At 68.7% G+C, this 19,599-nt stretch carries 22 protein-coding genes; 11 read left to right on the top strand and 11 right to left on the bottom strand.

Annotation, left to right across the window (positions count from 1 at the left end):
• Positions 1–110: 110 nt before the first annotated feature.
• Complete coding sequence (gene sufT / locus ACFCQI_RS12560; RefSeq protein ID WP_395117184.1) at positions 111–668, bottom strand: putative Fe-S cluster assembly protein SufT; 558 nt, start codon at positions 666–668, stop codon at positions 111–113.
• Between the two features lie 213 nt (positions 669–881).
• On the opposite strand from sufT, the gene ACFCQI_RS12555 reads away from it, so the two are divergent.
• A complete protein-coding gene (locus ACFCQI_RS12555; protein WP_395117182.1) occupies positions 882–1,328 on the top strand; it encodes a hypothetical protein in 447 nt (148 codons plus the stop codon).
• Between the two features lie 81 nt (positions 1,329–1,409).
• Here ACFCQI_RS12555 and ACFCQI_RS12550 read toward each other — a convergent pair whose 3' ends face one another.
• Both ACFCQI_RS12550 and ACFCQI_RS12545 read right to left on the bottom strand, forming a co-directional pair.
• Entirely contained in the window at positions 1,410–2,867 is a 1,458-nt protein-coding gene (locus ACFCQI_RS12550) for an NAD(P)(+) transhydrogenase (Re/Si-specific) subunit beta (protein ID WP_395117180.1), read from the bottom strand.
• Entirely contained in the window at positions 2,867–3,172 is a 306-nt protein-coding gene (locus tag ACFCQI_RS12545; RefSeq protein ID WP_395117178.1) for an NAD(P) transhydrogenase subunit alpha, read from the bottom strand. The genes ACFCQI_RS12550 and ACFCQI_RS12545 overlap by 1 nt, the downstream gene beginning before the upstream one ends.
• 168 nt (positions 3,173–3,340) lie before the next feature.
• Between ACFCQI_RS12545 and ACFCQI_RS12540 the strand changes: the two genes are divergently transcribed.
• The 3 genes from ACFCQI_RS12540 to ACFCQI_RS12530 are packed head-to-tail and all read left to right on the top strand — an operon-like array spanning position 3,341 to position 4,912.
• Positions 3,341–3,985: an RNA polymerase sigma factor gene (locus tag ACFCQI_RS12540; RefSeq protein ID WP_395117176.1), complete on the top strand. Its 645-nt coding sequence runs from the start codon at positions 3,341–3,343 to the stop codon at positions 3,983–3,985.
• Positions 3,982–4,374 carry a hypothetical protein gene (locus ACFCQI_RS12535; RefSeq protein ID WP_395117174.1) on the top strand — a complete coding sequence of 131 codons (393 nt, stop codon included), beginning with the start codon at positions 3,982–3,984 and terminating at the stop codon, positions 4,372–4,374. Before ACFCQI_RS12540 ends, ACFCQI_RS12535 begins: the two co-directional genes overlap by 4 nt.
• Positions 4,375–4,378: 4 nt before the next feature.
• Positions 4,379–4,912 carry a DUF3106 domain-containing protein gene (locus ACFCQI_RS12530; protein WP_395117172.1) on the top strand — a complete coding sequence of 178 codons (534 nt, stop codon included), beginning with the start codon at positions 4,379–4,381 and terminating at the stop codon, positions 4,910–4,912.
• A gap of 30 nt (positions 4,913–4,942) precedes the next feature.
• On the opposite strand, the gene ACFCQI_RS12525 is transcribed toward ACFCQI_RS12530, so the two are convergent.
• On the bottom strand, positions 4,943–6,043 hold the full coding sequence (locus ACFCQI_RS12525; RefSeq protein WP_395117170.1) for an NAD(P) transhydrogenase subunit alpha: 1,101 nt from the start codon (positions 6,041–6,043) through the stop codon (positions 4,943–4,945).
• Between the two features lie 129 nt (positions 6,044–6,172).
• Between ACFCQI_RS12525 and cdd the strand changes: the two genes are divergently transcribed.
• The 4 genes from cdd (at position 6,173) to ACFCQI_RS12505 (ending at position 8,972) form a co-directional block, all read left to right on the top strand.
• Positions 6,173–6,589: a cytidine deaminase gene (cdd, locus tag ACFCQI_RS12520; protein WP_395117168.1), complete on the top strand. Its 417-nt coding sequence runs from the start codon at positions 6,173–6,175 to the stop codon at positions 6,587–6,589.
• A gap of 72 nt (positions 6,590–6,661) precedes the next feature.
• On the top strand, positions 6,662–7,231 hold the full coding sequence (locus ACFCQI_RS12515) for a nitroreductase (RefSeq protein WP_395117167.1): 570 nt from the start codon (positions 6,662–6,664) through the stop codon (positions 7,229–7,231).
• Entirely contained in the window at positions 7,219–8,148 is a 930-nt protein-coding gene (locus tag ACFCQI_RS12510) for a 5'-3' exonuclease H3TH domain-containing protein (RefSeq protein WP_395117165.1), read from the top strand. The genes ACFCQI_RS12515 and ACFCQI_RS12510 overlap by 13 nt, the downstream gene beginning before the upstream one ends.
• 227 nt (positions 8,149–8,375) lie before the next feature.
• Positions 8,376–8,972 (top strand): NUDIX hydrolase, encoded by a 597-nt coding sequence (locus tag ACFCQI_RS12505; RefSeq protein WP_395117162.1) that lies wholly within the window; start codon positions 8,376–8,378, stop codon positions 8,970–8,972.
• A gap of 155 nt (positions 8,973–9,127) precedes the next feature.
• On the opposite strand, the gene ACFCQI_RS12500 is transcribed toward ACFCQI_RS12505, so the two are convergent.
• From ACFCQI_RS12500 to rsmD, 6 genes are all read right to left on the bottom strand, one after another.
• On the bottom strand, positions 9,128–10,168 hold the full coding sequence (locus ACFCQI_RS12500) for a TMEM43 family protein (RefSeq protein ID WP_395117160.1): 1,041 nt from the start codon (positions 10,166–10,168) through the stop codon (positions 9,128–9,130).
• A gap of 64 nt (positions 10,169–10,232) precedes the next feature.
• Positions 10,233–11,951 carry a gamma-glutamyltransferase gene (ggt, locus tag ACFCQI_RS12495; RefSeq protein ID WP_395117158.1) on the bottom strand — a complete coding sequence of 573 codons (1,719 nt, stop codon included), beginning with the start codon at positions 11,949–11,951 and terminating at the stop codon, positions 10,233–10,235.
• The gene (locus tag ACFCQI_RS12490; protein WP_395117156.1) at positions 11,948–12,208 is read right to left on the bottom strand and encodes a YfhL family 4Fe-4S dicluster ferredoxin; all 261 of its coding nucleotides are present in this window, start codon (positions 12,206–12,208) and stop codon (positions 11,948–11,950) included. Before ACFCQI_RS12490 ends, ggt begins: the two co-directional genes overlap by 4 nt.
• Before the next feature lie 90 nt (positions 12,209–12,298).
• Positions 12,299–12,799: a hypothetical protein gene (locus tag ACFCQI_RS12485; RefSeq protein WP_395117154.1), complete on the bottom strand. Its 501-nt coding sequence runs from the start codon at positions 12,797–12,799 to the stop codon at positions 12,299–12,301.
• Positions 12,792–13,352, bottom strand: coding sequence for a pantetheine-phosphate adenylyltransferase (gene coaD / locus ACFCQI_RS12480; RefSeq protein ID WP_395117152.1), 561 nt, complete (start codon positions 13,350–13,352; stop codon positions 12,792–12,794). The genes ACFCQI_RS12485 and coaD overlap by 8 nt, the downstream gene beginning before the upstream one ends.
• Before the next feature lie 25 nt (positions 13,353–13,377).
• Positions 13,378–13,959 (bottom strand): 16S rRNA (guanine(966)-N(2))-methyltransferase RsmD, encoded by a 582-nt coding sequence (rsmD, locus tag ACFCQI_RS12475; protein ID WP_395117150.1) that lies wholly within the window; start codon positions 13,957–13,959, stop codon positions 13,378–13,380.
• 74 nt (positions 13,960–14,033) lie between these two features.
• Between rsmD and ftsY the strand changes: the two genes are divergently transcribed.
• Genes ftsY through mutY form a run of 3 tightly spaced genes read left to right on the top strand, consistent with a single transcriptional unit; the run spans position 14,034 to position 17,327 of the window.
• Positions 14,034–15,176: a signal recognition particle-docking protein FtsY gene (gene ftsY / locus ACFCQI_RS12470; protein ID WP_395117148.1), complete on the top strand. Its 1,143-nt coding sequence runs from the start codon at positions 14,034–14,036 to the stop codon at positions 15,174–15,176.
• A 23-nt stretch (positions 15,177–15,199) separates the two neighbouring features.
• Positions 15,200–16,255 carry an AsmA family protein gene (locus ACFCQI_RS12465; RefSeq protein ID WP_395117146.1) on the top strand — a complete coding sequence of 352 codons (1,056 nt, stop codon included), beginning with the start codon at positions 15,200–15,202 and terminating at the stop codon, positions 16,253–16,255.
• Positions 16,256–16,265: 10 nt separating this feature from the next.
• A complete protein-coding gene (gene mutY, locus ACFCQI_RS12460; protein WP_395117144.1) occupies positions 16,266–17,327 on the top strand; it encodes an A/G-specific adenine glycosylase in 1,062 nt (353 codons plus the stop codon).
• A gap of 141 nt (positions 17,328–17,468) precedes the next feature.
• Here mutY and ACFCQI_RS12455 read toward each other — a convergent pair whose 3' ends face one another.
• On the bottom strand, positions 17,469–19,583 hold the full coding sequence (locus ACFCQI_RS12455; RefSeq protein WP_395117142.1) for a prolyl oligopeptidase family serine peptidase: 2,115 nt from the start codon (positions 19,581–19,583) through the stop codon (positions 17,469–17,471).
• Positions 19,584–19,599: the final 16 nt, after the last annotated feature.

Here is a 19,599-nt window from a genome sequence, read left to right as displayed (position 1 = left end):
CACTTTCGCGAACGCGAAAGTCCATCGACGAGCGCTGCGGGCGCGACGGCACCGAACTGTTCCTGCGCGTCAGCGCGACGCAAGATTTTCCGACACCGACCTCGCGCCGGTCAGAGCATGCCGGTTTCCAGCTTCGCCTCGTCGGACATCATCGAGTGGTTCCAAGGCGGGTCGAACACCAGGTCCACGTCGGCCTCGGAGATGGTGGGGATCATCTCCAGCTTGGTGCGCGCGTCGTCCACCAGGATGTCGCCCATGCCGCAACCGGGCGCGGTGAGGGTGAGCTTGACGTAGACCTTGCGTTCGCCGGATTCGCCGTGCTCCATGCTCAGGTCGTAGACCAGCCCGAGATCGACCACGTTGACCGGGATCTCCGGGTCGAACACCGTGCGCAACTGGTCCCAGGCAAGCTTCTCCACGTCGGCATCGGTGGCGTCCGGCGGCACTTCGATCGGCACCGGCCGATCCTTGCCCAGCGCATCGGCATCGTCGCCGGCCACGCGGAACAGGTTGCCCTCGACGTAGACGGTGAAACTGCCGCCGAGGGCCTGGGTTATGTAGCCGATCTGGCCCGCGGGCAACGTCACCACCTCGCCCTGCGGCACCATCACGGCGCTGCAATCGCGCACCAGGGTGACCGGTTCGCTGCTCAGACTGAAACCACTCATGCCAACGACTTTCCCGTATCCACAGGTGCGGCCACATGCCGTACCGAAGTGCCCATTATGCCGCCCGCGGCGCGCGACCGCTTGTTCCAGATCAGCCCGGCGGGAGATGAGGCGACGTTTTGCCCGCCCGTCCCGGCGCGCAGCGCACGGTATGATGGCCGCTTTGCCGACGGATCAAGCGATGCCTTGCACCCACCTGGCGGGACGCCACCAATGAGGGCGCGCAGCGTTCCGGCCCTGCTGTTTGCGCTGTTCAGCGCCGCCATGCTGGGGCTTGCCGCCGGCGCCGCGTGGATGGTGGTGGCGCTGTACTCGCGCCATCCCCTGCCCTGGCTGGTGGTGCCGATCGGCGTCATGCTGGCGTGGGTCATCCGCGCCGGCGTGCATCGCCCCGGCATCGGCGCGCTGCTGCTGGCCGCCGGCGCCACCGCGTTGTCGGCGATCTACGTCAACCTGCTGATCGCCGGCGTGAAGGTCGCGGGCAGTATGGGCCTGGACCTGATCGAGGCGATGCGCACCGCCGGCATCGGCATGCTGTGGCAGCTGGCGCGCATGGGCCTGACCCCCGCCGATTTCATCTGGACCTTGCTGGCCATGCTGCTGGCCGGGTGGCTGGCCTCCCGCCAACGGCGTCCACCTCCACCCGAGAAGAACACCTAGGGCGGGCACCGCCCGCCGCCTTTCATTCCGCGAAGCAAGAGCCGGCGGGCCGTGCCCGCTTCGGCATGCAGCGAGGCGGCCTCAGCCGTCGATCGCCTTCACCTCGTTGACCAGCTCGCCCACCGCCGCCTGGCCGTCGCCGTACAGCATGCGGGTGTTGTCGGCGTAGAACAACGCGTTCTCGATGCCGGCGAAGCCGGTGCCCTTGCCGCGCTTGATCACGATCACCTGCTTCGCGTTCACCACGTCCAGGATCGGCATGCCGTAGATCGGCGAGGCCGGGTCGGTCTTGGCCACCGGATTGACCACGTCGTTGGCGCCGATCACCAGCGCCACGTCGGTGGTGGCGAACTCCGGGTTGATGTCGTCCATGTCGGCGATCAGGTCGTATGGCACGCCGGCCTCGGCCAGCAGCACGTTCATGTGGCCGGGCATGCGACCGGCGACCGGGTGGATCGCGAACTTCACCTTCACGCCACGCTTCATCAGGAGTTGCGCGAACTCCCACACCTTGTGCTGCGCCTGCGCCACCGCCAGGCCGTAGCCGGGCACGATCACCACGCGCTCGGCGTAGGCCATCATCACTGCCGCGTCGGCGGCGTCGATCGGCTTCTGCGCACCCTCGATCGCCTGCGCCTCGCCGCCGGCCGCGCCGAAGCTGCCGAACAGCACGTTGCCGATCGAGCGGTTCATTGCCTTGGCCATCAACTGGGTCAGCAAGGTACCCGCCGCGCCGACCACCATGCCGGCAATGATCATCGCCTCGTTGCCCAGCACGAAACCCTCGAAGGACACCGCCAGGCCGGTGAACGCGTTGTACAGCGAGATCACCACCGGCATGTCGGCGCCGCCGATCGGCAGCGTCATCATCAGGCCGAAGGCGAGCGCCAGCGCGAAGAACGCCGCGATCAGCGCCGGGCTGGCATGCCCGGTGGCGAGCAGCACGCCGACCACCACCGCCGCGGCGAGCAACAACAGATTCACCGCGCGCTGGCCGGGAAACACGAAGCGCTTGTCCATCCAGCCCTGCAGCTTGGCGAACGCGACCAGCGACCCGGAGAAGCTCACCGCGCCGATCAGCGCACCGAGCACGCCCAGCGCCAGCTCGGTCGGCGACAGCGCCGGCGGCAGGCCGTTCACCGCCCAGGCTTCGGGCCGCAGCGGCGAGGTATCCGGCACCGCGTGCAGCAGTCCCGACGAACGCGCGTAGCCGATCAGCTCGACCGCGCCGATCGCCGCCGCCGCGCCGCCGCCCATGCCGTTGTACAGCGCCACCATCTGCGGCATCGCGGTCATTGCCACGCGGCGGCCGGTCCACCACGCGGCGCTGACGCCGATCAGCACCGCGGCAAGGATCAGCCCGCGGTTGTGCATGTCCGGCAGGAAGAACGTGGCCAGCACCGCCAGCACCATGCCGTAACCGGCCCACACGATGCCGCCACGCGCGGTGCGCGGCGAACTCATGCGTTTCAGGCCCAGGATGAACAGCAGCGCGGCGAGGAAGTAGCAGGCCTTGATGACGGTGGGCAGCCAGCTCATCACTTGGCTCCCTTGCCGGCGTCCGGCTTGCTGGACTTGAACATTTCCAGCATCCGCTCGGTCACCACGTAGCCGCCGGCGGCGTTGCCCGCACCAAGCAGTACGCCGATGAAGCCGATCGTGATCTCGAACGGCGTGTTCGCGTGGCCTAGCGCAATCATCGCCCCGACCAGCACAATGCCGTGCACGAAGTTGGAGCCGGACATCAGCGGCGTGTGCAGGATTACCGGCACCCGCGCGATGATTTCATAGCCGGTAAAGGCGGCCAGCATGAAGATGTACAGCGCCAGGAAACCGTCGATCATGAGCCCATCCCCCGTGAGAGCCGCCCGCCAGGATGCATCCGAACCTGCATCATACGGGAAGCCCGGCGTGCGTCGAGGCCGGGCCGCCGATCGGCGCACGGTGCCGCGCGACTCGCGCAGGCGGTCAACCCTGGCGGGCCTGCCGCGTTGAACAGGCAGGAACCACCGATGGAGCCCGTCGATGACATCACCGATGGCAGCGGAGCGTCGGCCGTGAATGCCACCGCCGGCATGCTCGAGGCCGACCTGCTCGCCGCGGGCGAGCCGGGCGATGCGCGCGCGGTGCCGGCCACGCTGGATGCGTTCCTGGCCGACGTGGAGCGCCGCGCGTTCCGCATGGCCGAGCTGCAGTTGCGCCATCGCGAGGACGCCATGGACGCGGTGCAGGACGCCATGCTGCGACTGGTACGGCATTATCGCGACAAGCCGGCCGCGGAATGGGCGCCGCTGTTCTGGGGCATCCTGCGTCGGCGCATCGTGGACCTGCAGCGCCGGCGCAAGGTGCGCTCGATCGTCGTCGGCTGGCTCGGCGGCGGGCATGACGACGGCGGCGACGAGCTGCCCGTGTGGGAGCCGGCCGACCCGGGCAAGGACCCGCTGGGCCGGCTGCACGACGCGCAGTCGTACGCGGACATGGCCGCGGCGGTGCAGCGCTTGCCCAGGCGCCAGCGCGAGGCGTTCATCCTGCGCATGCTGGAAGGGCTTGACGTGGCGGAGACCGCACGCGCCATGGGCTGCGGCGAAGGCAGCGTGAAAACCCATCTGTCGCGCGCCATGCATCAGCTGCGCGACCAACTGGAGGATTGGCGATGAACTCGCCCGAGCACGAGCACGAACCAATCGAACGGCGCGCGCACAAGCTGTGGCGCGAGGCCGCGCACCATCTTGACGCGAGCACGACCGCGCGGCTGCGCGCCGCCCGTCGCGAAGCGCTGCAGCCGTCAACCGCACCGCAGCGTCAGGCGGTGCGCTGGCTGATCCCCACCGGCGCGCTGGCGGCCATGGCGTTGGCGGTAATGATGGTGTGGCAACCGCTGCCGCACACGCGCGCGCCATCGGCGAACCAGGCGGCCAGCAGCGCCCCGCAGGACGTGGACAACGAGCTGCCGCCCGACGCCGAGCAGGTCGATCCGGGCCTGTACCAGAACCTCGATTTCTACGCCTGGCTCGCCGCCAACGACCGGCACCCGACCTCACGCTGACCCCATGAACAAACCGCTGCCTTCCCTCCTGTCGCTGTTGCTTGCCGCCCTGCTCGGGGTCGCGGCCACGCCGCTGTGCGCGCAAACGCCCACGCCGCCACCGGCGAGCGCGGACGCGCCTGCACGCACCCCGTGGAACGGCCTGGCACCGAGCCAGCGCGAGATGCTGGCGCCGCTCAAGGACGAATGGGATCAGCTGTCTCCACGCAAGCAGGCGCACCTGCTGCACCGCACCCGGTACTGGACCACGCTGCCACCCGAGCGCCGCGAGGAGATCCGCCAGCGCATCGTCCACTGGCAGCAGATGACGCCGGAGCAACGCCGTCAGGCACGCGCCAACGAGCACCGGTTCCGCGAGATGTCGCCGGCAGAACGCCAGCGCGTGCACCGCAGCTTCGAGCGCTTCCAGAGCCTGCCCCCCGCGCAGCGCGAACAGCTGAAACGCGAATGGCGCCAGCTGTCGCCCGAGCAGCGGCAGCAGCGAATCCAGCAGCACGACCGCGACGGCGGCACCGGCACCGGGCATCCGCCCCGGTAACTCACGCCGGGCCGCGGATGACCGCGGCCATCAGCCCTGGAAGCGGGTCTCCCCGGCGTGCGCCAAGCAGCTCCTGGCGAGCAGCTCGTCGTCGAAATCCGGTTTCAGCGCGCCGTCGTGCAGCAGCAGCTCGACGAAGTTGTACACGTTGCGCGCGTACATCTCCGAGGCATGCAGCGGCGCGCCGGCCGGCAGGTTCAGCGGCCCGATGATCGTCACGCCGCCATGCTCGACGTGCTCGCCGGGCCGGGTCAGCTCGCAGTTGCCGCCGCCCTCGGCGGCGAGGTCGACGATCAGGGCGCCGGGCTTCATGCCCTCGACCATCGCGGTGGTGAGGATCTTCGGTGCCGGCCGACCCGGCACCGCCGCGGTGCTCACCACCACGTCGAACGACTTCAGGTGATTCGCCAGCGCCTGCTGCTGCGCGGCGCGTTCCTCCGCCGACAGCTCGCGTGCATAGCCGCCACTGCCGGCGGCACTGACACCCAGGTCGAGGAACTTCGCGCCCAACGATTCCACCTGCTCGCGCGTTTCCGGGCGCACGTCGTAACCCTCGATCTGCGCGCCGAGCCGGCGCGCGGTGGCGATCGCCTGCAGCCCAGCCACGCCGGCGCCGATCACCAGCACCTTCGACGGCCGGATCGTGCCAGCCGCGGTGGTCAGCATCGGAAAGAACTTCGGCGACGCCTCGGCCGCGATCAGCATGGCCCGATAACCGGCCACCGCCGCCTGCGAACTGAGCACGTCCATCGCCTGCGCACGCGTGGTGCGCGGCAGCAGCTCCAGCGAGAACGCGGTCAGCTTGCGCGCGGCCAGCGCGGCGATGCGCTCGGCGGCGCCGTACGGACGCAACTGGCCGACGACCACGCTGCCCTCGCGCAGGCTGGAGAACACCGCGTCCTCGGGCGGCAACACGCACGCCAGCACGTCGGCCTGCGCCAGCACGTCGCTGGCATCGGCAAACTCGGCGTCGGCATAGGCCTGGTCGGGAAAGCCGGCTGCGCGCCCGGCGTCGTGCTCCAGCAGCACGCGCAGCCCCTTGCCGCGCAGCTTCTTGGCCATCTCCGGGGTGATCGCCACGCGCCGCTCACCGGCGGCAGTCTCTCGCAAGGCGGCAATGGTGACAGGCATGGTGCGATCCCCGTGGAATGTTCCTGCCATCTTAGCGGCAGTTGGCTTTGATCCGGGCGCGCGCACGAGAGTAAGCTGGCCCGCCGGATCGCGCTGCACGCAGCGCCGGGGTCATCGCCGGAGATCACGATGCCCGCAAGCCCCCCCGCCCTGGATGACCTGCTCACGCTGGCGCGCGCCGCGCGCGAACACGCCTACGCGCCGTATTCCCGCTTCCACGTGGGTGCCGCGGTACTGACCCGTGACGGCCGCACGTTCGGCGGGTGCAACGTGGAGAACGCCGCCTACGGCCTGTGCAACTGCGCCGAACGCACGGCCCTGTTCAGTGCGGTCGCCGCCGGTTGCCGACCCGGCGATTTCGCTGCCATTGCGGTGGTCGCCGATACCCCGGAGGCGGTCACGCCCTGCGGCGCCTGCCGCCAGGTGATGGCCGAATTGTGTGACGAGGCTACCCCGGTGCTGCTGGCCAACCTCACCGGCGCCACCCGCGAAACCAGCGTGGCCGCGCTGCTGCCCGGCTCGTTCAAGCTGCCGCAGGCGAACTGAGCGGCGCCGGGAGTTCGCACGCCGGCGACCCGCCCGCTAGCATGGGGCGTCCCTACTTCGTCGAACCGATCCATGGCCAACCCGCTCTCCCTGCTGCAGCAACGCCACTCCGTGCCCGCACGCCAGCTCGGCGAGCCGGCGCCGGATGACGCCACGCTGCACACCCTGCTCGAAGCGGCCATCCGCGTGCCCGATCACGGCAAGCTGGTGCCGTTCCGGCTGATCCTGCTGCGCGACGAGGCCAAGCTGGCGTTCGGCGAACAGGTGACCGCGATCGGTATCCGCAACAACCCGGCGATGATCGGCGCCAAGCTGGAGAAGGAGCGCCACCGCTACACGTTCGCGCCGCTGGTGGTGGCCGTGGTCGCGCGCATCGACCCCGACAGCAAGGTGCCGGAAATCGAGCAGAAGCTGTGCGCCGGCAACGTGGCCTACAACATCCTGCTCGGTGCCTTCGCGCTTGGCTACGGCGCGCAATGGCTGACCGGCTGGGCCGCCTACGACCGCGAAGTCGCCGCACTGCTGGGCCTGGACGCCGACGAGCACGTGGTCGGCTTCGTCCACCTGGGCACGCCGCAGGTCGAGGTTCCCGACCGCGACCGACCGGCGCTGGCCGACCTGCTCACCACATGGACGCCATGACCAGCTCGCCAGACGGACGTCCGGACGTCCATCTTCCCACTGCCCATCTCGTCGACGGCAGCCTGTACGTGTTCCGCGCCTGGCACTCGATGCCGGACGAGTTCCACGACGTCGACGGTCATCCGGTAAACGCCGTGCACGGCTATGCGCGCTTCCTGTGCGAGCTGCTGGAGCGGGCGCGACCGGAGCATGTCGCGGTGGCGTTCGACGCCTCGCTGACCAGCTCGTTCCGCAACACGATCTACCCGGCCTACAAGGCCAACCGCGAGCTGCCGCCGCCGGACCTGGAACGGCAGTTCGTGCAGTGCCGGGCGCTCACCGAAGCGCTCGGCGTGCACCTGATGATCGACCACGAGTACGAGGCCGACGACCTGATCGGCAGCACCGTGTGGAACCTGCGCGCGCTGGGCTGGCGCAGCGTGATCGTGTCGGCGGACAAGGATTTCGGCCAACTGCTGGGCGAGCACGACGAGCAGTGGGATTACGCCCGCAACCTGCGCTGGGGGCCGGCCGGCGTCCACGACAAGCTCGGCGTGCATCCGCACCAGGTCGCCGACTATCTCGCGCTGTGCGGCGACGCGGTGGACAACATCCCCGGCGTGCCCGGCATCGGCGCCAAGACCGCCGCGGCCCTGCTCGCCCATTTCGGCAGCCTGGATGCCCTGCTCGAACGCATCGACGAAGTCGCCTTCCTGCGCCTGCGCGGCGCGGCCAGTTGCGCGGCACGGCTGCGCCAGCATGCCGAGCAGGCGCGGATGTGCCGCCGATTGACGCGGATCGCGCTGGACGCTCCCGGCGCCGGCGAAGTCGAAACCCTGCAGCGCCGGCCTCGCCCGGTCGATCAGCTCGATGCATTGTGCGAGCAGTTGCGCTTCGGCCCGCTTACCCGCAGTCGCTTGCGCGCGCTGTCGGTCTGAAGGGTTGTGTCCAAGCCGAACTTCTCTGCCCGTTCGCACTGAGCGTAGCTTGCCGAAGGCGAGCGAAGTCGAAGTGCCGCGAGGCGAGGCGTTTCGACTTCGGCCCTGCGGGCCTACGCTCAACGCGAACGGACTTCAAACTGAGCCATCATCGTCTGACGCGGTCGCTTGTCGCGCCGCACGCGACGGGCCACCATGGGTGTTTCAGCCCGGACCTGCGAGCACCGATGAACGACACCGCGCACCCCATCCCCGCCGACGCCAGCGCGCCGGTGGAAACCCTGTGCGAAGGCCGCTGGCTGAGCCTGCGCAAGCGCGGCCGCTGGGAGTATGCCGAGCGCAACAATCCGGCGGGCGCGGTGATCATCGTGGCGGTGACTCCGGAAGACTGCGTGCTGTTCGTCGAACAGTACCGCGTGTCGATCCTGCAGAACACGATCGAGATGCCGGCCGGCCTGGTCGGCGACCTGGCCGACCAGGCCGACGAAAGCGCGCTGGCGGCGGCGCAACGTGAGCTGGAAGAGGAAACCGGTTACCGCTGCGCCAGCGTGGAGTTCATCCACCGCGGCCCGTCGTCGTCAGGCATGAGCACCGAGATGATCGCCTTCGTGCGCGCGCGCGACCTGCAGAAGGTCGGCCCCGGTGGCGGCGACGAGACGGAGAACATCGTGGTGCACGAGGTGCCGCGGCGCGAGGCCGGCGGCTGGCTGTTCGCGCGCGCGGCCGAGGGCTACTCGATCGACCCGAAGCTGTTCGCGGGACTGTGGTTCATCGAGCACGACGGTGCGGAAAAGCAGTCCGCGATGTCCGACCGCTCGCGCTGAGCGTAGCCCGCGCAGCGGGCGGAGTCGAAGCGGCGCCTATCGGGAAGCCCGTCGCTGGCGTGCCCTTCGACTTCCTCGCTCCTCAGGACTGTGGCTGTCCATGGCCATTCTCCGCGTGCGGCCTTCGGCCTGCGCCCAGGGTGAACGGGTCCAAGTCAGTGATCTTGCCGGCGCAGACACCAGACCGACAGCGCCACGCCGACCAGGGTCACCACCACCCAGCCGCCCAGCACGTGGGCGTTCTCGCCCCCCAGCCACAACACGCTGGCGACGGCGCCCACGCCGATCGAACCCAGGCCCAGCGCCAGCAGCGGGTCACGGCGGCGCCCCTGGGCCGCGAGCAGCGCCAGTGCGCCCAGCGCCGCCAGCAGCACGGAGAGAACCCGCCACAGCATCACGTACTGCGGCGGCACCGGCAGGTCGGGAAACAGCGCCAGCAAGGGCACGTCACCGACCTGCACCTGGTAGCCCTTGCCATCGGGAGCATCGGCGGCCGCTTCCAGCCGGGCGCCATCCAGGCGTGCCACGATGGTGACCTGCTGCAGCGGGACGGCGCTCCAGCTCACCCGCAGGTCGCCCAGGCGCGGATCGCCAGGATGGGCGCTGGTCACCAGGTAATCCTGATAACGGCTGAAGGTGACGGCAAGGTTCTGCGGCAGCGCCGCCGGGTCGGGTTCGATCAGTTCCGAACCGGGCAAGGCGTGCACCAGCACGCGGCCGAGCCTGAAGCCGCCCATCTGCACCAGTCCGGCGTCGAACTGCTTGCTTTCGATCGGGAAACGACCGGGATTGACGTGCCCGCGAACGTAGCGGAACCGACTGGAATCCACCGGCTGGTCGACCCAGTCCAGTTCGTAGTGGACGCTGCCGCCGATGCTGATCTCCCGCCACTGGAACATCTCGACATGCCGCACCAGCACGGGTGTATTGGCGGTCTGGTTGAACTCCGGGTCGTGCGGCGCCTCGACCACGCGTGGCGTCCCGGCCAGGCGTGCCATGTAGCCGTGCTGGCCGGGTTGCGGCAGCGCATCCGCGCCCAGTTCGATCGCCTCGCCGCCGTGCCGGACGGACGCCTGGCGGAAATCGATCAGGCTGCTGGCGTTGAGCGCCTCCAGGCCGATGCCGGCGATCACCAGCAGGGCGCCGATGACGTTCAATGCCAGCAGGCGCCAGGACATGCCCTTGCCCAGCTCCATCAGGCGCACCGCACCGGCGGCGACGGGCAGGCGGGATGCAAGGCGGAATGCTCCATGCCGGCGCCTACTGCACTTGGCCCAGGCCCGACGGTCGGCGCGGGTCGCTGGCAGCGTCGAGCTGGTTGGTCTTGCGATCCCAGGTGACCACGTTCATGAACCCCCACGGCTCGCGCTGTTTCAGGACGTAGCCCATTTTCGTCAAGGCCGCCTCGGTGCCCGCATCGAATGCCTGCGGCTCGGTCATGACCACGTCGGGCAGGTACTGATGGTGGAAGCGCTTGTGCGCCACGATCTGCTGCGCGCCCTGCCCGTCGATGAAATGCAGGATGCCTTCGAGCACCTGGGTGATGATGGTGGAGCCGCCGGGCGAGCCGATCACCATGGTGCGCTCCGGCCCGATCACGATGCTGGGCGACATCGACGACAGCATGCGCTTGCCGCCCACCGGCGCATTTGCCTTGCTCCCGAGCAGACCGTAGACGTTCGGCTTGTTCGGCACCAGCGCGAAGTCGTCCATCTCGTTGTTGAGCAGCACCCCGGTGCCGGCGGCGACGAACTTAGAGCCCAACGTGGTGTTGACGGTGAGCGTCACCGCGGCCATGTTGCCGTCGGCGTCGATGATGGAGAAATGCGTGGTGTGCATGCCCGCATCGGCCGGCTCGGCGCGCGGCAGCATCGAGGAGGGCGTCGCGCGGTCGGGCAGGATGCTCTGGCGCAGGCCGTCGGCGTAGTACGGCGACAGCAGCATGTCCAGCGGCATCTTCACGAAATCCGGGTCGCCCAGGTAATCGTTGTGGTCGCGGAACGCCCGCCGCATCGCCTCGACGACGTAATGTACGCGCGTGGCGGCATCCATCTTCGTCAGGTCGTAGCCGGACAGGATGTTGAGGATCTCGGCGATCGCCACGCCGCCGGAAGACGGCGGCGGCGCAGTGATGACCTGGTAGCCGCGGTAGTCGACGCTGATCGGCGTGCGCTCTTTCGCCTGGTACGCGGCCAGGTCGGCCAGCGTCCAGTTGCCGCCGGCCGCACGCACCGCGTCGACCAGCTTGCGCGCGGTCTCGCCACGATAGAAACCATCGTGGCCATGGCGCGCGAGCGCCTCCAGCGTGCGGGCCTGGTCCGGATCGTGCCAGGTGGCGCCCTCGGCCGGCGGCTGCCCGTTCACCAGGTACTTCGCGGCCGAGGCGGGCCAGCGCGCGAGCAATTTCTGCTCGGAGACGATCGCGCCATGCAGGCGCGGATCGGGAACGAAGCCGTCGCGCGCGATGCGGATCGCCGGCGCCAGCGACTGCTGCAGCGACAACCGCCCGTAATCCTTCGCGAGCAGCGCCAGCCCGGCCGGCTCGCCGGGGATGCCGGCGGACAGCGGGCCGGTCAATGCGGTATCGCGGTTGGGGCTGCCGTCGGGTTTCAGGTAATCCTTCGGATCGACTGCCGCCGGCGCCGTCTCGCGGGCGTCGATGAACACGTTGCGGCCATCGCTGGCGCGGTGCAGCACGGCCATGAAACCGCCGCCGATGCCCGAGCTCTCCGGTTCCACCACCGACAACGTGGAAGCCACCGCCACCGCCGCATCGAACGCGTTGCCGCCCTTGCGCAACACCTCCAGGCCGGCGCGCGTGGCCAGGAAATTCGCGCTGGCGATCGCCGCATGGCCCGGCCGCTGCGCGGCGGGCGCGGCCGGCGGCGCCTGCTTCGCCGAAGCCGCCGGCGCAAGGCCGGCGGTACCGCTCAGCAACAGACCCAGCGCCAGCGCGCGCCAATCGAAGGAGATGCTCATGCCACGGACTCCTTGCTCATCAGGTGTCGATACTTCAACTCAAGCTGGGCCGGAGATTCGACATGGTCGGGGTCGCCGATGATGCACTCCACCGGGCACACCTCCACGCACTGCGGCTCGTCGTGATGGCCCACGCACTCGGTGCACAACGCCGGGTCGATCACGTAGTACTCCTCGCCCAGCGAAATTGCCTGATTGGGGCACGCCGGTACGCAAACGTCGCAATTGACGCAGGAGTCGAGGATCTTGAGCGACATGAGGGCAAGCCAGGAGTGAGTGAAGAGGAGTGCGAAACGAGAGAAGGCAGGACCTCGCCATGCTCTCTCTCATTTCTCACTCCCGCCTCATCACATTTCGACGAAACGGAATGTCGCCCCGGTGGGCTTCAGCGCGTCGGTCACTTTCTGCTCGTCGGCCTTGTCGCCGATGAACACCACGATCACGTCCTTGAACGAGCCGGGGTTGGCGTTCTTGAACGCGTCGATCACGAACTCGGAGGTCGCCGCGGAACTGGGGCCGCCGAAGGCAAGCAGGTTGCCCGGCAGCACGCCGCGGGCGACGGTGTCCTGCACGCCCTGCAACTGCCGCGCGTTCTGCGCCTGCTGGTCCTCGGTCAGGCCGGGGGTGACCATGTAGGCATACGGCTGCGGCGCCTTCATGCCCTGCAGGTTGGCCTGCACCAACTGGCCGAGATAGGCATTCCAGCCCTTGGCGTCATTGACGTCGGTGGGCTTGGGCGCCTTCTGCACCTGTTCCTGGGCCTGCTGGTCGTCGCCCTGCTTGTTGCAGGCACTCAGGCCCAGGCAAGCGCTCAGCGCGACAACCGCAATGAGAACGAATTTACGCATGGTCATCACCTTCTGCTTCGGGTTGCTGGTTGGATGGATGAAGCGACTTCTGCCAGCGCTGGCGCATCGCCTGTTGCACGGCCGGATGCACGAAGCCGGAGATGTCCCCGCCGAGGCGGCCGATTTCGCGCACCAGTGACGAGGAGATGAAACTGTATTCTTCGGCCGGCGTCAGGAACAAGGTCTCCGCCTGCGGGATCAGATGCCGATTCATGCTGGCCAGCTGGAATTCGTACTCGAAATCCGACACCGCCCGCAGCCCGCGGATGATCACCCCGGCACCCACCTGCCCGATGAAGGTCGCCAGCAGGCAATCGAAGCCGCGCACCTCCACGTTGGGCAGGTCGGCCAGCGCCAGCCGCGCCAGCGCCACCCGCTCGCCGATGCTGAAGTGCGGCCCCTTGGTGGAACTGTCCGCCACTGCCACGATCACCCGGTCAAACAGCGACGCGGCGCGCGTCACCAGATCGGCGTGGCCGTTGGTGATCGGGTCGAAGGTGCCCGGATAGATGGCCAGGCGGGGATTCCCCAGATTTTTTCTCACGGAAGGCATGCAGTCGCCGACGACGGTGTGACCCTTAGCTTAACGGAAGCGAACGCCGATAGAGCGCAAAACGTACCTCGCCGGCCTGTCCCTCGCGATGCAACGACCAGTTCGGCGGCAGCCCGGGGACGCCGGCGCGGGGCGATTCGACGTAGATCAGCGCCTGCGCCGCCAGCCAGCCGCCCGCTTCCAACTGCGCGGCCAACGGTGCCCACAGGTCGAGCGCGAACGGTGGGTCGAGGAAGACCAGATCGCAAGGCTGCGCCGGACCGCGCAGGAAAGTCGCCGCCTCCGCGGTGGTGACCACCGCGGACATCAGCTTGAGCCGCGCCAGGTTCGCGCGCAGCGCCTGCGCCGCCTGCGCGTCGCGCTCGACGAACTGCACGCTGGCTGCGCCGCGCGAATACGCCTCGATGCCCAGCGCGCCGGTGCCGGCGCACAGGTCCAGGCAGCGCGCACCGGCGATCATCGGCGCCAGCCAATTGAACACGGTCTCGCGCACGCGCGCCGGGGTCGGCCGCAAGCCGGGCAGTTCCGGCACCCGCAGGCGCGAATTGCGCAGGTTGCCGCCGATGATGCGCACCTGGCCAGGCGACGGTTTTCGCCCGCCACTCACGCGCGCGGGCCCTCAGCTGGGAGTACGGGTCGGGGTGTTAGCATGCCGGCCATTGTCTTTGAATCGCCCCGGCCATGCTCAAGTTCTGGAAGAAAAAATCCGCCGAGACGGATGCCCACGGCAAGGAAGTGCCGCCTGCCGCGCCGGATGCGGCGGTCGACGCGGGCCTGCCGGAAGCCGTGGCATCGGGCCTGCGCGAGGCGCTGGCGGAAATGCCCTCGGCCGAGGACACCCGCCGCGACACCGAGCGCTTCGTGGCGCCGGCGGAAGAACCCGCCCAAGCGCCGCCGAAGCGCAGTTGGCGCGAACGCCTGTCCGGCAGCGTGTTTTCGCGCAGCCTCGGTTCGCTGTTCGTGCGCAACCCGAAGCTCGACGACGACCTGCTCGACGAGCTGGAAACCGTGCTGATCACCGCCGATGTCGGCGTCGAAGCCAGCAGCGCGCTGGTCGATGGCCTGCGCAAGCGCATGCACAAACGCGAGTTCGCCGACGCCGCGGCCTTGCTGGCGGCCTTGCGCCAGGCGCTGATCGAGCTGCTCAAGCCGGTCGAGCAGCCGCTGGACGTACGCGGCAGACAACCCTTCGTGGTGCTGGTCGTCGGCATCAACGGCGCCGGCAAGACCACCACCATCGGCAAGCTGGCCCGCAGGTGGCGCGACGAAAAGCACGCGGTGATGCTGGCTGCCGGCGACACCTTCCGCGCCGCCGCGGTCGAGCAGCTCAAGACCTGGGGCGAGCGCAACGCGGTGCCGGTGATCTCGCAGGGCCAGGACGCCGATTCGGCCAGCGTGATCTTCGACGCCCTGCAGGCCGCGCGTTCGCGCCACATGGATGTGCTGATCGCCGACACCGCCGGACGGCTGCACACCCAGGGTGGCCTGATGGACGAACTGGGCAAGATCGCCCGCGTGCTGAAGAAACTCGACGCCGACGCACCGCATGAAGTGCTGATGGTGATCGACGGCACCACCGGACAGAACGCGGTCAACCAGGTGCGCCAGTTCCGCCAGATCGTGGGCGTCACCGGCCTGGTGGTGACCAAGCTCGACGGCACCGCGAAGGGCGGCGTGGTGTTTGCGCTGGCGCGCGAGTTCGGCCTGCCGATCCGTTTCGTGGGCCTGGGCGAAAGCGCCACCGACCTGCGCGCGTTCGAGGCCGAAGCCTTCGTCGACGGCCTGCTGCCCGCCAATCTCGGCCAGGTTCGAGACCATGGCTGACGCCGGCTGGCGGGGCTGATCCGGTGTCGCGCCGACTGCGCCTGATCGCAACGGTGCTCGGCGGTGTGGTCGTGGCGGCCACGCTCGTCGTGGTGGCCGCCGTTTACCTGCTGCTGCAGCCCGACCGCTTCACCGCCATGCTGCAGAGCCAGGCGCGCGCCGCCGGGCTGGAGTTGAACCTGGCCAGCCCCGCCAGCCCCAGCCTGTTCCCGCGGCCGGCGCTGGACCTGCGTGGCATCACGCTCAACGCCCAAGGCGCCAGCGCACCGATCCTGCTCGCCGCGCGCGGCCGGCTGGTGCTGCCGTGGCACACCCTGTTCGGCGGGCCCGCCGTGATCTCGCAACTGGAGATCGACTCGCCGCGCGTCGACCTCGATGCCCTGCAGGCATGGATGGCCGCGCTGCCGGCGCAGACACAGCAGGCGCCGCTCAACATCCCGCGCATCGACACCGGCGTGGAAATCACCCACGGCAGCGTGGTGCGCGGCAATGAAGTCTTGCTGGACAACGTCTCGATCAGGGCCGGCAGCCTCGTTTCCGGGCAGCCGTTTCCGCTCAGCATCAACGCCTTCGTCGCCGGCAAGCCGTGGCAGCTGCACCTGTCGGCGACGCCGCGCATCCAGGGCAACGCCCTGCAACTGGACAACATCAGCCTGCACCTGGCGCAGGAAGATGCGGTGACGCTGGCGCTGAACGGCCGCGCGCACTGGCACGGCGCAGCCGATGCCGCGGCCAGCCTGGCCGGCAAGCTCGACCGCACCGGCGCGGGCCAGTACGACCTGTCACTGACGCTCACGCCCGCCAACCAGGACAACCCGCTGCTGCTGGCGCTGAAACTCGACGGCCCCGGCAACCACGCCGACCTGCGCTTGCCGCCGCTGGCACTGGCGCGCTGGTGGGGTCGCCTGGGCGATCCGCAGGCACCGCAACTCGGTGTGCCGCCCGGCAGCGGACACGCCGAGTTCGACAGCATCGACGCCGGTGGCGTGCACGTGGAAGGGCTGACCCTGCGGGCCGGCGACAACGTGCCGGCGACCGTATCCAGCAGCGCGACGCCTGCCGCCGCGACCGCGAAGTAGATCAGGGTCCATGGCGAATACCGACGTGGCCGCACGCCTGCTGCGCTGGTTCGACCGGCACGGCCGCAAGGATCTGCCGTGGCAGTCGGAGACTTCGCCGGGCCAGCGCGACGCCTACCGCGTGTGGCTGTCCGAAGTGATGCTGCAACAGACCCAGGTCGCCACCGTGCTTGCCTACTTCGAGCGCTTCGTGGCCGCCCTGCCGACCTTGCGCGACCTGGCCAACGCTGACGAGGACACCGTGCTCGCGCTGTGGTCGGGCCTCGGCTACTACCGTCGCGCGCGCTTCCTGCATCGCGCCGCGCAGATCTGCGTGGCGCAACACGACAGCGAACTGCCGCGCGACTTCGCCGCCCTCGCCGCCCTGCCCGGCATCGGCCGCTCCACGGCCGGTGCGATCCTGGCGCAGGCGCACGGGCTGCGCTTTCCCATCCTCGACGGCAACGTCAAGCGGGTGCTGACGCGCTACCACGGCGTCCACGGCGACCCCGGCACCGGCGCGGTCGAGAGGCAACTGTGGTTGCATGCCGAGGCGCATACACCCGTGCGCCGCGTGGCCGATTACACCCAGGCCATCATGGATCTCGGCGCCACCGTCTGCGTGCGCAGCAACCCGCGTTGCGATGCCTGTCCGCTGGCTGGCGACTGCATCGCGCTTCGCGACGGCCTCACCACTGAACTGCCCACGCGCAAGGCGGGCAGATCCATTCCCACCCGCGCCACCGTGATGCTGGTACTGCGCGACGCTCGGCAGCGCATCCTGCTGGAGCGGCGTGGCCCCCAAGGCGTCTGGTCAGGCTTGTGGAGCCTGCCCGAAGCCGCCGATGCCGATGGCGCCTGGCGCATCGCCCAGCAGCACGCGCGCATCGACGATGCGCAGGCGCTCGCACCGTTCACCCACGTGTTCAGCCACTACCGCTTGAACGTCGAACCGTTGCTGTTCGACCGGGCCGCCGCACGACACAAGATTGCCGACGATGCACAACTGCGCTGGTGCAGCGCCAGCGACCTCGACGCCCTCGGCCTGCCCGCCCCCGTGCGCAAACTGCTGCTTGAGATCGCCGCAACGTGACAGATTCTCCCCCTTCTCCCTGCGGGAGAAGGTGCCCGAAGGGCGGATGAGGGTGCGGGCGGAGCGTGGGGCCTCGTACTCGCCTCGCACCCCAACCCCTCTCCCGACGGGAGAGGGGCCTCCCGGTTCCAGACTCACTCTTCATTTACTGGCCGCCGCGTCCTTCGCCGTCCACTGCTTCAACCAGGCATTCACCGTGTCGTGCCACTGCACACTGTTGTGCGGCTTCAGCACCCAATGATTCTCGTCGGGGAAAGTGAGAAGTTCGCTGGGGATGCCGCGGCGCTGCAGCGCGGTGAAGGCGCCCAGGCCCTGGGTGATCGGGATGCGGAAATCCTTGCCCGAATGCACCACCAGCATCGGCACGCGCCAGTCCTTGACGTGGTCGATCGGGTTGAACTTCTCGTAGTTCTGCGGCACCTCGTACTGCGGGCCGCCGTTCTCGCGCTCTTCGAACCACAGCTCCTCGGTGGCGTAGTACATCATCCGCGCATCGAACACGCCGTCGTGGTCGACCAGGCATTTCCATGGCTGGTTCCACACGCCGGCGATCCAGTACACCATGTAGCCACCGTAGCTGGCGCCCAGCGCGCAGGCGCGCTCGCCGTCAAGGAACTTGTACTTGTCCAGCGCGGCCTTCCAGCCCAGTTTCAGATCCTCCAGCGGCTTGCCGCCCCAGTCTCCCGAAATCGAATCGGTGAACTTCTGGCCGTAGCCGGTGGAGCCGTGGAAGTTGATCGTGACCACGGCGAAGCCCTGGCCGGCATAGGTCTGCGGGTTCCAGCGATAGCTCCAGCCATTGCTCATCGCACCCTGCGGGCCGCCGTGGATGATGAAGGCAACCGGGTAGGTCTTGCCCTTCTGGTAGTCGACCGGCTTGACCACGTAGCCCTGCACGGTTTCGTTGTTCCAGCCCGGGAACTGGAAGAATTCGAAGTCGCCGACCCTGGCGTTCTTCAGATCCTCGGCATTGAAATGCGTGACCTGCTTCAGGCCACGCCCATCGGCCTTGGCCAGGTACAAGTCGGCCGGCCGCTTCAGGTCGTCGCGCGCAAACAGGACCTTGCCGGCGGCCAGCGAAAACGCGTTCACGTCACCGGCACCGGACAGGCTGCGCACCTCGCCGTTGGCCGGGTCAATCGCGAACAACGGGTGCTGGCCTTCGTCGTCGGCGGTCGCGTACAAGGTCTTGCCGTCGGCGGAAATCGCCAGGCCGCCGGGCGACCGATCCCAGCGCGGATCGACTTCGTGCCTGGCGCCGGTGGCCAGGTCCATCGCCATGATGGCGAAGCGATCGGCCTCGAAACCGGGGGTCTTCATCGCCAGGTAATAAAGCGTCTTGCCGTCCGGCGAGGGCACCGGGTACGCATCCCAGGCCTTGTTGTCGGCGGTGAGGTTGGCCGGCGCAGTCGAGCCGTCCACCGGCACGCGGTACAAATCGAAATTGGTCGACCACGGCTCGGTGGTGCCGGCGATGCGCACATCGAAATACACGCTCTTGCCGTCCGGCGCGAAGGCGAACTCGCTGGCGTCGCCGAACGGCTTGCTGGGCACGTCGCCATCGATGTCGCGGCTCAGCAGGGTCGGTTCGGCCGGCAGCTGGCCATCGGCGCCGAACGTTCCAACGAACAACTGGTTGCGCCGGCCGTCGGCCCAGGTATCCCAATGCCGCACGAACAGTTTGTTGTACAAGGTGCCGCTGGCCTTGTCCTTCGCGCGCGCCTCGATGCGCTGCTCGGTGCAGGCCAACGTGGCGCAATCGGTGAACACCTCATAAGAGAGCAACACCTGCTTCCCATCGGGCGACAGCTTGTAATCGACGACATCCAACGGCGCATGGCTGACCTGCACCGGCGCCGCATGGCTGGAAGGGTTCGCACCCAGATCGACGCGCCACAGCTGCGCCACATCCTTCGCCGGCGCCACGAAGTACAAGCTCTTCCCATCAGCCGACCAGCGCGCCGACGAACCCTTGTCCACCACCTTCACCGGCTGCGCACCCTTGCGCTCCAGGTCCAGCACGTAGATCGCGTTGACACCCTTGTTCGCCGCGTAATCCGTGCTGCGCACGCTGAATGCCGCATGGCGCCCATCCGGCGACAACTGCGGATCGCTGACCCGATCCATCATCACCAGATCGCGCACGTTGAACGCGTGCGAGCCCTGGGCCTTGGCAAAAGTGGTGTCGACGACACCGCCCGCCAGCGCGGGCGAGGCCACCAACGCAAGCAACAGCGCGGCAATCAACGGTTTCATGGAGGGTCCTTGAGTT

The organism is Rhodanobacter sp. FW102-FHT14D06, from assembly GCF_043950705.1.
Taxonomy (GTDB): Bacteria; Pseudomonadota; Gammaproteobacteria; order Xanthomonadales; family Rhodanobacteraceae; genus Rhodanobacter.
Note: the sequence above shows the minus strand (reverse complement) of the source record. Positions and strands in the feature narration are given on the sequence as shown.

Bases quoted from the DNA above. Each gene is read 5' to 3' on its own strand.
- ACFCQI_RS12485 (WP_395117154.1), bottom strand. From the start codon at position 12,799: ATGCGTAAATTCGTTCTCATTGCGGTTGTCGCGCTGAGCGCTTGCCTG.
- ACFCQI_RS12550 (WP_395117180.1), bottom strand. From the start codon at position 2,867: ATGAGCTGGCTGCCCACCGTCATCAAGGCCTGCTACTTCCTCGCCGCG.
- ACFCQI_RS12490 (WP_395117156.1), bottom strand. From the start codon at position 12,208: ATGTCGCTCAAGATCCTCGACTCCTGCGTCAATTGCGACGTTTGCGTA.
- cdd (WP_395117168.1), top strand. From the start codon at position 6,173: ATGCCCGCAAGCCCCCCCGCCCTGGATGACCTGCTCACGCTGGCGCGC.
- ACFCQI_RS12525 (WP_395117170.1), bottom strand. From the start codon at position 6,043: ATGCCTGTCACCATTGCCGCCTTGCGAGAGACTGCCGCCGGTGAGCGG.
- ACFCQI_RS12510 (WP_395117165.1), top strand. From the start codon at position 7,219: ATGGACGCCATGACCAGCTCGCCAGACGGACGTCCGGACGTCCATCTT.
- ACFCQI_RS12515 (WP_395117167.1), top strand. From the start codon at position 6,662: ATGGCCAACCCGCTCTCCCTGCTGCAGCAACGCCACTCCGTGCCCGCA.
- sufT (WP_395117184.1), bottom strand. From the start codon at position 668: ATGAGTGGTTTCAGTCTGAGCAGCGAACCGGTCACCCTGGTGCGCGAT.
- ACFCQI_RS12530 (WP_395117172.1), top strand. From the start codon at position 4,379: ATGAACAAACCGCTGCCTTCCCTCCTGTCGCTGTTGCTTGCCGCCCTG.
- ACFCQI_RS12455 (WP_395117142.1), bottom strand. From the start codon at position 19,583: ATGAAACCGTTGATTGCCGCGCTGTTGCTTGCGTTGGTGGCCTCGCCC.
- ACFCQI_RS12505 (WP_395117162.1), top strand. From the start codon at position 8,376: ATGAACGACACCGCGCACCCCATCCCCGCCGACGCCAGCGCGCCGGTG.
- ACFCQI_RS12540 (WP_395117176.1), top strand. From the start codon at position 3,341: ATGGAGCCCGTCGATGACATCACCGATGGCAGCGGAGCGTCGGCCGTG.
- ACFCQI_RS12545 (WP_395117178.1), bottom strand. From the start codon at position 3,172: ATGATCGACGGTTTCCTGGCGCTGTACATCTTCATGCTGGCCGCCTTT.
- ACFCQI_RS12555 (WP_395117182.1), top strand. From the start codon at position 882: ATGAGGGCGCGCAGCGTTCCGGCCCTGCTGTTTGCGCTGTTCAGCGCC.
- ftsY (WP_395117148.1), top strand. From the start codon at position 14,034: ATGCTCAAGTTCTGGAAGAAAAAATCCGCCGAGACGGATGCCCACGGC.
- coaD (WP_395117152.1), bottom strand. From the start codon at position 13,352: ATGCCTTCCGTGAGAAAAAATCTGGGGAATCCCCGCCTGGCCATCTAT.
- mutY (WP_395117144.1), top strand. From the start codon at position 16,266: ATGGCGAATACCGACGTGGCCGCACGCCTGCTGCGCTGGTTCGACCGG.
- ACFCQI_RS12500 (WP_395117160.1), bottom strand. From the start codon at position 10,168: ATGGAGCTGGGCAAGGGCATGTCCTGGCGCCTGCTGGCATTGAACGTC.
- ggt (WP_395117158.1), bottom strand. From the start codon at position 11,951: ATGAGCATCTCCTTCGATTGGCGCGCGCTGGCGCTGGGTCTGTTGCTG.
- ACFCQI_RS12535 (WP_395117174.1), top strand. From the start codon at position 3,982: ATGAACTCGCCCGAGCACGAGCACGAACCAATCGAACGGCGCGCGCAC.